We start from the raw sequence: 10,342 nt of genomic DNA on the forward strand, positions 1-10,342 counted from the left end.
ATCTGGTCGGGTCGGATAAAGATGCTCCGATTATCGTTGAGCGTTAAGCATCATCCGATCAGATGGACTCATCTGGTCGGATAAAGACGCTCCGGCCGGTCAGTCTTTCAGCGCGCCGGACATGCCGGCGACGTAGTATTCGACAAAGAAGAAATAGACGAGGACGACCGGCAGCGTGCCGAGCAGCGCGCCGGACATCAGCTGGCCCCACTGGAACACGTCGCCGCGCATCAGCTCCGTCGTCAGCCCGACCGATATGGTCTTGTTCGACGATGAGAACATGTAGATCAGCGCGTAGAGATATTCGTTCCACGACAGGGTGAAGGAAAAGATCGTCGACGAGATCAGGCCCGGCACCGAAAGCGGCAGGATGACGCGGAACATGATGCGCGGCCAGCTCGCGCCATCGACCAGCGCCGCCTCCTCCAGCTCGCGCGGGATCGAGCGCAGGAAGCCGATCAGCAGCCAGGTGCAGAAGGGGACAAGGAAGGTCGCGTAGATCGGGATCAGCGCCCAGAGCTTGTTGAACCAGTGCAGCTTGATCAGCACCGAGGCGAGCGGGATGAACAGGATCGCCGGCGGCACGACATAGGAGAAGAAGATCGCGGTCGAGAGCGCGCGGGCGCCGAAGAAGCGCAGGCGGACGATGGCGAAGGCGGCGAAGAAGGAAACCGTGACGCTCAGCAGCGTGGCACCGGCGGAGACGAACAGCGTGTTGGCGAACCAGCGCGGATATTCCGTGGTGGTGAGCAGGCCGATGATGTTGCCGAGCGTGGGGTGGAAGACCCACCACGGGTTCGGCGTGTTCAGCAGCTCGGGCTGCGATTTCAACGCCGTCAGCACCATCCAGTAGAAGGGCAGCAGCAGGAAGAGCAGCATCAGCCCGAGCGGCAGCCAGAGCCGCCAGCCGGCGCGGTCGGTCATGTCAGCGTCCCTCCCGTGTCGAGCGCAGGGCGATGAAGGCGAGGATCAGCATGATCGGGATCACCGAGGCGGCGATCGCGGCACCCTGGCCGAGCGTGCCGCCATTGATCGCGCGCTGATAGGCGAGGGTGGTGAAGACCTGCGTCGCGTTCAGCGGGCCGCCGCGCGTCATCGTCCAGATCAGCTGGAAGTCGGTGACAGTCCAGATCGTCGAGAACGACAGCAGGATCGTCGTCACCGGCAGCAGCAGCGGCCAGATGATGCGGCGGAAGATGGTGAAGCGCGTCGCCCCGTCGATCGAGGCGGCCTCGATCAAGTCCTTCGGGATCGCGGTGAGCCCCGCGAGATAGCCCATCGCGAAATAGGGAATGCCGCGCCAGACATTGACGACGATGAGCGAAATGCGCGCCGGCCAGGTTTCGCCGAGGAAGTTGATGTAGCTGTGGATCAGGCCGAGCTTCATCAGCAGCCAGCTGATCGCCGAGAATTGCGGGTTGAGCAGCCAGTTCCAGGCCAATGCTGCGAGCACCGTGGGCGCGACCCAGGGCAGCAGCATGATCGCGCGGGCGGCGCGGTAGCCGCGGAAGCGGCGGTTGAGCAGCAGCGCGAGGCCGAGCCCGAGGAAGAGCTTCAGCGCCTCGGAGCAGATCGTGTACATCAGCGCGTAGAAGATCGCGCCCTGATAGACGGGGTCGTGGAACAGCTGGATATAGTTGCGCAGGCCAACGAAATGCGCCGGCGAGCCGAGCACCGCGTCGCTCAGGCTCAGCCAGATGCCGAGCCCGAGCGGATAGGCGAGCAGAAGAATGAGGATCAGGCTCGCGGGGGCGGCGAGGATCAGGCCGAGGACGTTCGGCCGGTCCAGCATCCGCCGGAGCCACGAGCCGCTGGGCCGGCCGGGGAGGGCAGGCGACGACGATGACATGCGCTTGCCCTGCCGGCCGTCGGATCAGGCGCCGTAGATTTCGCGAAGCTGCTGGGCGGCGCGTTTCGCCGCCTCCTGCGGCGCGGTGCCGTGGACGCAGACATCGGCGAACATGTTGACGATGACGAAATCGTTCAGCGCGGTGGCGGCGGCGCGGCCGGGCTTGCCGGCATAGCCTTCGGGCAGGTTGTCCACCAGCGCGTCGCGATACGGGGTGATGTTCGGGTTCGAGGTCCAGACCGGCAGTTTCGCATAGTCCTTCAGCGCCGGGGTGACATAGCCGAACATCGCCGTCAGCCACGGCGCCATCTGCGGCTTCTCGGACATGAAGCGGAGATATTCCTTGGCCGCGTTCGGGTATTTCGAATACTTGAAGATGAAGGCCTGCGAGAACAGGTTGAACATTGTCTGATGTCCGACCGGGCCGACCGGCATCGGCGCGTTCCGCGTGTCCTTGTAGATCTCGGGGAATTTCTCCTTCGCGACATACCAGATGCTGATGCCGTTGATCGTCGCGCTGATCTGGCCGGCGAGGAAGGCCTGGTTGTTGTTGATGTCGAGCCAGGAGGAGACGCCCGGAATCATCGTCTCATACAGCGCCTTGGCGTATTTCAGCGCCTCGTAGGTTTCCTTCGATTCGATCGTGACCTTGTTGTTCTCGTCGACCTGCTTGCCGCCGAAGCCCCACAGCACCCAGTGCGTCCAGGTATTGGCGTCGCCGACCGCATGGCCGAGGGCGAGGCCGATCGGGTGGTTCTGCTTCTTCAGCTTGCGGGAGAGATCGAGGAAGCCGTCGAAATCCTTGGGGAAGGTGTCGTAGCCGGCTTCCTTCACCCAGCTTTCGCGATAGGCGACCGCATCGCCCGGCCCGCCGATCGGCACCGCGATCCAGCGCTTCTGATCGTCGTCATAACCGTAGGTGCGGGCAATGTTGTAGAACCCGCCATAGGTTTTCTCGAGATAGCCGCAGACGTCGGAAACGTCGACCAGCTTGTCGGGATAGATGAACGGATCGTCGTAGAAGCCCATGATGATGTCGGGGCCCGAGCCGAGCTGTGCGGCGAGGCCGGATTTCGCCTGCACCTCGTCCCAGCTGATCTCCTGGATCGAGACCGGCACGCCGGTCGCCTTGGTGAAGGCTTCGGAGTTCAGCTTCCATTGCTTGTCATCGGCGCCGACGAAGCCGGTCCAGCGCAGCATCTGCAGGTGCGCGCCCTTTTCGATCGGCAGCATCGGCTTGTAGCCGGCCATGGCGATGTCCGGCGCCACACCGGCGGCGAGCGCCCCGGCGGCCGTGAGTTGCATCAGGCGCCGGCGAGAAAATTCCGTCATCTGCGTTCCTCCCAAGGGATTTTATCTTGTCCGTTGGCGTATTTTATACAAAACATACAGAAAGAGGCAACGATGAATTTCCATCCGGCCGCGCGGCCCATCGCCGCCGGGTCGGAACGTCGGGGCAAAACGGGAACAGGAAACGGGGAAGCGCAACCGCGATCATGGCACACGTATCATTGCGACAGGTCGTCAAATCCTATGGCGGCGCGCTGCAGGCGGTGAAGGGCATCGACCTGGAGATCGAGGATCGGGAGTTCGTCGTGCTCGTCGGCCCCTCCGGCTGCGGCAAGACGACGACGCTGCGCATGGTCGCCGGGCTTGAGAGCGTGACCGGCGGCGAGATCCGCATCGGCGATCGCGTCGTCAACGACCTGCCGGCGCGCGACCGCGACATCGCGATGGTGTTCCAGAACTACGCGCTCTACCCGCATCTGACCGTGTTCGAGAACATCGCCTTCGGCTTGCGCGTGCGCGGCCACACCGAGGCCGATATCGATGCGCGGGTGAACGAGGCGGCGCGGATTCTCGGCATCGGCGATTTCCTCAGGCGCAAGCCCAAGGAACTCTCGGGCGGGCAGCGCCAGCGCGTGGCGATGGGCCGGGCGATCGTGCGGCATCCGCAGGTCTTCCTGTTCGACGAGCCGCTGTCCAATCTCGATGCCAAGCTGCGCGCGCAGATGCGCACCGAGATCAAGCGTATCCACCAGACCGTGCAGGCGACGACGATCTATGTCACCCACGACCAGGTGGAGGCGATGACGCTGGCGGACCGGATCGTGATGATGAATCACGGGCGGATCGAGCAGATCGGTACGCCGGATGATTTGTATCACCGCCCGGTGTCGCGCTTCGTCGCCGGGTTCATCGGCAGTCCGCCGATGAATTTCTTCGATTGCACGCTGGCCGGCGACGAGGCCGGGCTGCGGCTGCGCCTTGCCGACGGCACCGAACTCGGCGTGCCGCAGGAGCGCGTCGCGCGATACCTGCCGCACCGGGAGAAAAAGATGGTCTTCGGCATCAGGCCAGAAAATCTCGGCCTCGCCGATGCCGCAGCACCGGCGGAGCGGTTCATGCCCTGCCGGGTCGAGGTGGTGGAGCCGCTGGGCGCGGATACGCTGCTCTATTTCCGCATCGGCGAAACCTTCGCCTGCGCCCGGGTCGATCCGCACGCGCCGGCTTCGGTGGGCGCCACCCTCCCGCTCGCGCCGGACATGGCGCGGATGCACCTGCTCGACGCGGAGAGCGGCCTCGTCGTGTAGCCGCCGCGCGCACCCGCAGGAGGGTGCGCGCGACTTTCGCTGTGGCTCTGCCGCGTCCTTACGCGGTCAGCACGCGCCCCCGTGTCTCCGGCAAGGCGAGCGCGGCAAGGAAGAACAGGCTGTAGGCCGCAACCGCGAAAATCGCGATGGCGTTGCCATAGCCCACCGATTTGGTGAGAAAGCCGATCAGCGCCGGAAACAGCGCGCCGAGGCCGCGGCCGAAATTGTAGCAGAACCCCTGGCCCGAGCCGCGCAGGCGGGTCGGGAACAGCTCGGTCAGGAACGGCCCCATGCCCGAGAAATAGCCGCTGGCGAAGAAGCCGACGGGAAAGCCGAGGATCAGCATCGCATCGTTGGGAATGTCGATCTGGGTATAGGCGACGATGGTGACGATCGCGCCCGCCGAGAAGATCAGGAACAACATGCGCCGCCCGAGCCGGTCGGACAGCCAGGCCCCGGTCAGGTAGCCGGCGAAGCTGCCGAGAATCAGCACCGCGAGATAGGGCGTGGTGCCGACGATGCTCAGATGCCGGTCCACCTTCAGGAAGGTCGGCATCCAGAAGGTGATGGCGTAATAGCCGCCCTGCGCGCCGGTGGAGAGCAGCGCGCCGAGAATGGTGACGAAAAGGGTTTCGCGCCCGAAGATCGCCAGCGGTCCCGGCGAGGCGTTCCGCCGCGCGGCGATGGCGATCTCCGGCTCGGCGACGTTGCGCCGCAGATAGAGCACCAGCAGCGCCGGCAACGCGCCGATCGCGAACATCACCCGCCAGGCAATCGCCGCGGGGGCCAGCGAAAACACGATTGCCTGCGACAGTACGGCAAGCCCCCAGCCCACCGCCCACGCCGATTGCACCGACCCCACCGCGCGCCCGCGATAGGCCGGGCGGATGACCTCGCCCATCAGGATGGCGCCGGCCGCCCACTCGCCGCCGAAGCCGAAGCCGAGCAGGGTGCGGGTGATGACGAGCTGGTCGAAATTCTGCGCCAGGGCAGAGAGCAGGCTGAAGGCGGAGAACCACAGGATGGTGATCTGCAGCACCTTCACCCGGCCGATGCGGTCGGACACGTAGCCGGCAATCCAGCCGCCGACGGCGGAGGCCAGCAGGGTCAGCGTCGCCGCCAGCCCGGCCGGGCCGGGTGCGACCGACCATTGATGCATGATCGTGCCGATCACTAGCGGGTAGATCATGAAATCCATCCCGTCGAGGCCCCAGCCGCTGGCGCAGGCGCGGAAGGTGCGCCACTCCACCGGGTTCATCTCCCTGAAAAAATCACCCAGCCCGCCGCGCGAAGCGGCCTCCTCCACGTTTGTCTCGCTCGCCATTGTCGTTTCCTCCGGTTGTTGGACTGTTGCGTTGTTAGAGCACGTTCCGATCCTGTCGGATCGGCTGTCGTGCGCTATGTTGTTAATGCTCTAGAATGTCGCAGCCGCGCGCGCCGCCTGGTTATAGATGCCGGACAGGGCACGCAGAACCGTTGCTACCTCGTCGAGTGCAGCCTCGCCAGGCCCGGTCGCGGCAGCCGCCTCGACCAGCAGCCGCTCGCGGATCTCGCCGTAGCGGGTGCAGAGCGCGATGCCGGCGGCGCTGGCGCTCACCCGCTTTTCCTTGCCCGCGCGCTCGACCTCGATCAGCCCGGCCGCCGCCAGCTTGCGCAGCGCGTAGGTGACGAGATGCGTCTCCTCGATATCGAGCACGAGCATGATGTCGGCGATCTGCTTCGGCCGGTCGCGATGGCGGACGGTATGGAGGATCAGCACTTCGAGCGGCGAGAGCCCCGGCAGCCCGGCCGCCGCCATGCAGCGGACCATCCAGCGCTGATAGGCCATCGTCGCGAGGTTGAGGCCGAATTCCACCGCCGACAATCCGGGCGATCGGCCCGCCGCCAGATGCGCGGAAGACACCACGGGCTCTGTCGTCGCCTTGCGCGCGGTTTCCTGCGCCGCGTTGCGTCCGGGTTTTGCCGCCAAGACCGCCTCCTCGATTTTATTGCGGTCTAACATTGACAATTTATCGATAAATCGTCAATAAAAAATATGAATGGCGCCCTCGCTCGCAATGGGTGCCCGGCAGGGGAGGAGCCCGCATGCAGACCGGACCGGCGACCGCTTCATCCGAACCCGCGTCCCGCTGGCGATTCTGGATCGACCGCGGCGGCACCTTCACCGATATCGTGGCGATCGCACCTGACGGCGCGCGGCGGACGCTCAAGCTGCTGTCCGAAAACCCCGGCAGCTACGATGACGCGGCGATCGCCGGAATCCGTCGCTGCCTCGGCCTCGGGCCGGACGATGCGGTGCCGGTGGATGCGATCGAGGCGGTCAAGATGGGTACCACGGTCGCCACCAACGCGCTGCTCGAGCGCAAGGGCGCGCGGGTGCTGCTGCTGACCGATCGCGGCTTGGGCGATGTGTTGCGGATCGGCACCCAGGCGCGGCCCGACCTCTTTGCGTTCGACATCCGGCTGCCGAGCATGCTCTACGAGCGCGTGGCCGAAATCGGCGGGCGCATCGGCGCCGATGGCGCCGAGATCGAGACGCTCGACGAAGCGGCGGCGATCGCGGCGCTGAGCGGCGCGCGGGCGGCGGGGATCGAGAGCGTCGCCATCGCGCGGATGCACGCGTGGCGCCATCCGGCGCATGAGAAGCGGCTCGCGCAACTCGCCGCCGATCTCGGCTTCCGGCAGATCTCCGCGAGCCATGCGGTCAGCCCGGTGCTCCGGCTGGTCCCGCGCGGCGACACCACGGTGGCGGATGCCTATCTCTCGCCCGTCCTGCGCCGCTATGTCGATCGTGTCGCCGCCGGCCTGCCGGGTGCGCGGCTGTTCTTCATGCAGTCGCATGGCGGCCTCGCCGAGGCGCATCACTTCACCGGCAAGGATGCGATCCTCTCCGGCCCGGCCGGCGGCATCGTCGGCGCCGTCCGCACCGCGCAGATGGCCGGGATCGACCGCATCATCGGCTTCGACATGGGCGGCACCTCCACCGATGTCGCGATCCATGACCGTGCCTACGAGCGCAGCCTCGAGACCGAAATCGCCGGCGTGCGGCTGCGGGTGCCGATGCTATCGATCAACACCGTCGCCGCCGGCGGCGGCTCGGTTCTCGGCTTCGACGGCGCCCGTCTGCGCGTCGGGCCCGACAGTGCCGGGGCCAATCCCGGCCCCGCCTGCTACCGGCTGGGCGGCCCACTGACCGTGACCGACGCCAATCTCTTCCTCGGCAAGCTCGCGCCGCATCACTTCCCGAAGATTTTCGGCCCCACCCATGACGAGGCGCTGGATGAAGCGGTGGTGGAGCAGAAATTCACCGCGCTGGCCGCCGAAATCGCCGCCGCGACCGGCACCGCGCAGACGCCGGAGCGCATCGCCGAGGGGTTCATCAGCATCGCCGTCGCGCATATGGCGCAGGCCATCAAGCAGATCTCGATCCAGAAGGGGCGCGACCCGGCGGCATTCGCGCTCGCCTGTTTCGGCGGCGCCGGCGGTCAGCACGCATGCCTCGTCGCCGAGGCGCTGGGCATGCGGACCATCCTGATCCACCCGCTCGCTGGCGTGCTGTCCGCCTATGGCATGGGTCTGGCCGACCAGATCGTGCTGCGCGAGCAGGCGGTGGAACGCGAACTGACCGCCGATGCCGTGGCCGCGATCGAGGCGGTGGCTGACAGCCTCGCCCGCGCCGCCGCCGCCGCCCTGGCCGAGCAGGGGGTCGATCCCGGCGTCGTCAGGACGCTGCGCCGCGCCCAGCTGCGCTATGCCGGCACCGACACGCCCCTGCCGGTGACGCTGGACGATGCAAACGCCATGCGCGCCGCGTTCGAGGCAGCACATCGCCGCCTGTTCGGCTTCGTCGCGGCGGACCGCGCGCTGATCGTCGAGAGCGTCGAGGTCGAGGCCGTGGCGCCGGGCGAGAAAGTGACAGAGCAGATTCTGCCCGCCCGCGCGTCCGGCCGGCCGGAACCGATCGACCATATCCGCCTCTACAGCCGCGGCACCTGGCACGATGCCCCGGTCTTCGACCGCGAGGCCCTGTTCGCCGGCGATACGGTGGACGGCCCGGCGATGCTGCGCGAGGCCAACGCCACCACCATCGTCGAGCCCGGCTGGCGCGCCAAGATCACCCCGCACAATCACCTGCTCATCACGCACCGCGCCGCCGGCAGGGCGGCTAACGGCGCCGATGACGCCAGCCTCGATCCGGTGCGCCTCGAACTGTTCAACAACATGTTCATGGCCGTCGCCGAGCAGGCCGGGGCGGTGCTGCGCAACACCGCAAGCAGCGTCAACATCAAGGAGAGGCTCGATTTCTCCTGCGCGCTGTTCGATGCCGAGGGCAATCTCGTGGCGAATGCGCCGCATGTCCCGGTGCATCTCGGCGCGATGGGCGAAAGCGTGCGGACCGTGCTGCGCCGCCGCGGCGCGGCGCTCGGGCCGGGCGATGCCATCGCGCTGAACAACCCGTTCGACGGCGGCACGCATCTGCCGGACATCACCGTCATTACCCCGATCTTTGACGATGCGGGCACCACGCTGCGCGGCTTTCTGGCGTCGCGCGGGCATCACGCCGATATCGGCGGCCGCACCCCGGGGTCGATGCCGCCTTTCGCCACCACGCTGGAAGAGGAAGGCGTGGTGATCGACGACATGAAGCTGGTCGATGCCGGCGTGTTCCAGGAGGAGGCGCTGCGCGCGGTGCTCTCCGGCGCCGCCTATCCGGCCCGCAACCCCGATGAATGCGTGGCCGATCTCAAGGCCCAGCTCGCCGCCAATGAAGCGGGCATCGCCGCGTTCCGGGCCATGGTCGACCAGTATGGCTGGCCCACCGTCGCCGCCTACACCGCGCATGTGATGAACAACGCCGAGGCCTCGGTCCGTCGCGCCATCGGCCGGCTGCGCGACGGCAGCTGGGACTACCGGATGGACGATGGCGCGCGGCTCATGGTCGCCATCAGGGTCGACCGCGCCGCCGGCACCGCCACCATCGATTTCACCGGCACCGCGCCGCAGCACAAGGGCAATTTCAACGCCCCGCCCGCCGTCACCCGCGCGGCCGTGCTCTACGTGTTCCGCTGCCTCGTCGATGATGCAATCCCGCTCAACGAAGGCTGCCTCCGGCCGCTGACCATCATCATCCCGCCCGGCAGTTTCCTCAACCCCGCACCCGGTGCCGCGGTGGTCGCCGGCAATACCGAGGTCAGCCAGGCGGTGACGGCGGCGCTGCTCGGCGCGCTCGGCGTCGTCGCCTCGGCGCAGGCGACGATGAACAACCTGCTCTTCGGCAATGCCCGCCACCAATATTACGAAACCATCTGCGGCGGCGCCGGCGCCGGGCCGGATTTCGACGGGTGCGACGCCGTCCATACCCACATGACAAATACGCGCATGACCGATCCCGAGGTGCTGGAACTCCGCTACCCGGTGCGCGTTGAAACCTTCGAGATCAGGCGGGGCTCCGGCGGCGCCGGGCGGCATCGCGGCGGCGATGGCGTGCGCCGCAGGCTGCGCTTCCTCGAACCGATGACCGTGACGATCCTCGCCTCGCGCCGCACCGTGCCGCCCTTCGGCATGGATGGCGGCGCCCCCGGCGCGGCCGGCCGGCAATGGGTCGAGCGCGCGGAAGTTGGCGGCGAGGTCAGGATCGAGCCCATGGGTGGCCGCGACCAGGCGACGATTGCCGCCGGCGATGCCGTCGTCATCGAAACCCCCGGCGGCGGCGGTTACGGCAACCCGTAGAGCATCATCCGATCAGATGGAATCATCTGATCGGATAAAGATGCTCGACTTATCAATATGATAGAGCACGACATCCGATCCAGCAGGATCGGAAAGTGCTCTAGGTTCTGTACCTATTGCCATGACTACGGGGCGTCTGATTCAAGTCTGTTTGGAGGACTTGGAACAT

At 66.7% G+C, this 10,342-nt stretch carries 7 protein-coding genes; 2 read left to right on the plus strand and 5 right to left on the minus strand.

Annotation, left to right across the window (positions count from 1 at the left end; translation table 11 throughout):
• Positions 1-99: 99 nt before the first annotated feature.
• From B7Z76_RS11940 to B7Z76_RS11950, 3 genes are all read right to left on the minus strand, one after another.
• Positions 100-924 carry a carbohydrate ABC transporter permease gene (locus tag B7Z76_RS11940; protein ID WP_174503809.1) on the minus strand — a complete coding sequence of 275 codons (825 nt, stop codon included), beginning with the start codon at positions 922-924 and terminating at the stop codon, positions 100-102.
• Position 925: 1 nt separating this feature from the next.
• Entirely contained in the window at positions 926-1,792 is an 867-nt protein-coding gene (locus tag B7Z76_RS11945) for a carbohydrate ABC transporter permease (protein WP_291344156.1), read from the minus strand.
• Positions 1,793-1,873: 81 nt separating this feature from the next.
• Positions 1,874-3,181, minus strand: a complete 1,308-nt coding sequence (locus B7Z76_RS11950; RefSeq protein ID WP_174503811.1) for an ABC transporter substrate-binding protein — start codon at positions 3,179-3,181, stop codon at positions 1,874-1,876.
• A gap of 164 nt (positions 3,182-3,345) precedes the next feature.
• Between B7Z76_RS11950 and B7Z76_RS11955 the strand changes: the two genes are divergently transcribed.
• Positions 3,346-4,443, plus strand: a complete 1,098-nt coding sequence (locus tag B7Z76_RS11955) for an ABC transporter ATP-binding protein (RefSeq protein WP_174503812.1) — start codon at positions 3,346-3,348, stop codon at positions 4,441-4,443.
• Positions 4,444-4,501: 58 nt separating this feature from the next.
• Here B7Z76_RS11955 and B7Z76_RS11960 read toward each other — a convergent pair whose 3' ends face one another.
• Together B7Z76_RS11960 and B7Z76_RS11965 are read right to left on the minus strand one after the other, a co-directional pair.
• Positions 4,502-5,767 carry an MFS transporter gene (locus B7Z76_RS11960; RefSeq protein WP_174503813.1) on the minus strand — a complete coding sequence of 422 codons (1,266 nt, stop codon included), beginning with the start codon at positions 5,765-5,767 and terminating at the stop codon, positions 4,502-4,504.
• Between the two features lie 90 nt (positions 5,768-5,857).
• Positions 5,858-6,412, minus strand: a complete 555-nt coding sequence (locus B7Z76_RS11965) for a winged helix DNA-binding protein (protein WP_236656373.1) — start codon at positions 6,410-6,412, stop codon at positions 5,858-5,860.
• Positions 6,413-6,528: 116 nt separating this feature from the next.
• Between B7Z76_RS11965 and B7Z76_RS11970 the strand changes: the two genes are divergently transcribed.
• Positions 6,529-10,173, plus strand: coding sequence for a hydantoinase B/oxoprolinase family protein (locus B7Z76_RS11970; protein WP_291344160.1), 3,645 nt, complete (start codon positions 6,529-6,531; stop codon positions 10,171-10,173).
• Positions 10,174-10,342: the final 169 nt, after the last annotated feature.

Origin of the sequence: Acidiphilium sp. 20-67-58 (assembly GCF_002255515.1) — a bacterium.
GTDB lineage: Bacteria > Pseudomonadota > Alphaproteobacteria > Acetobacterales > Acetobacteraceae > Acidiphilium.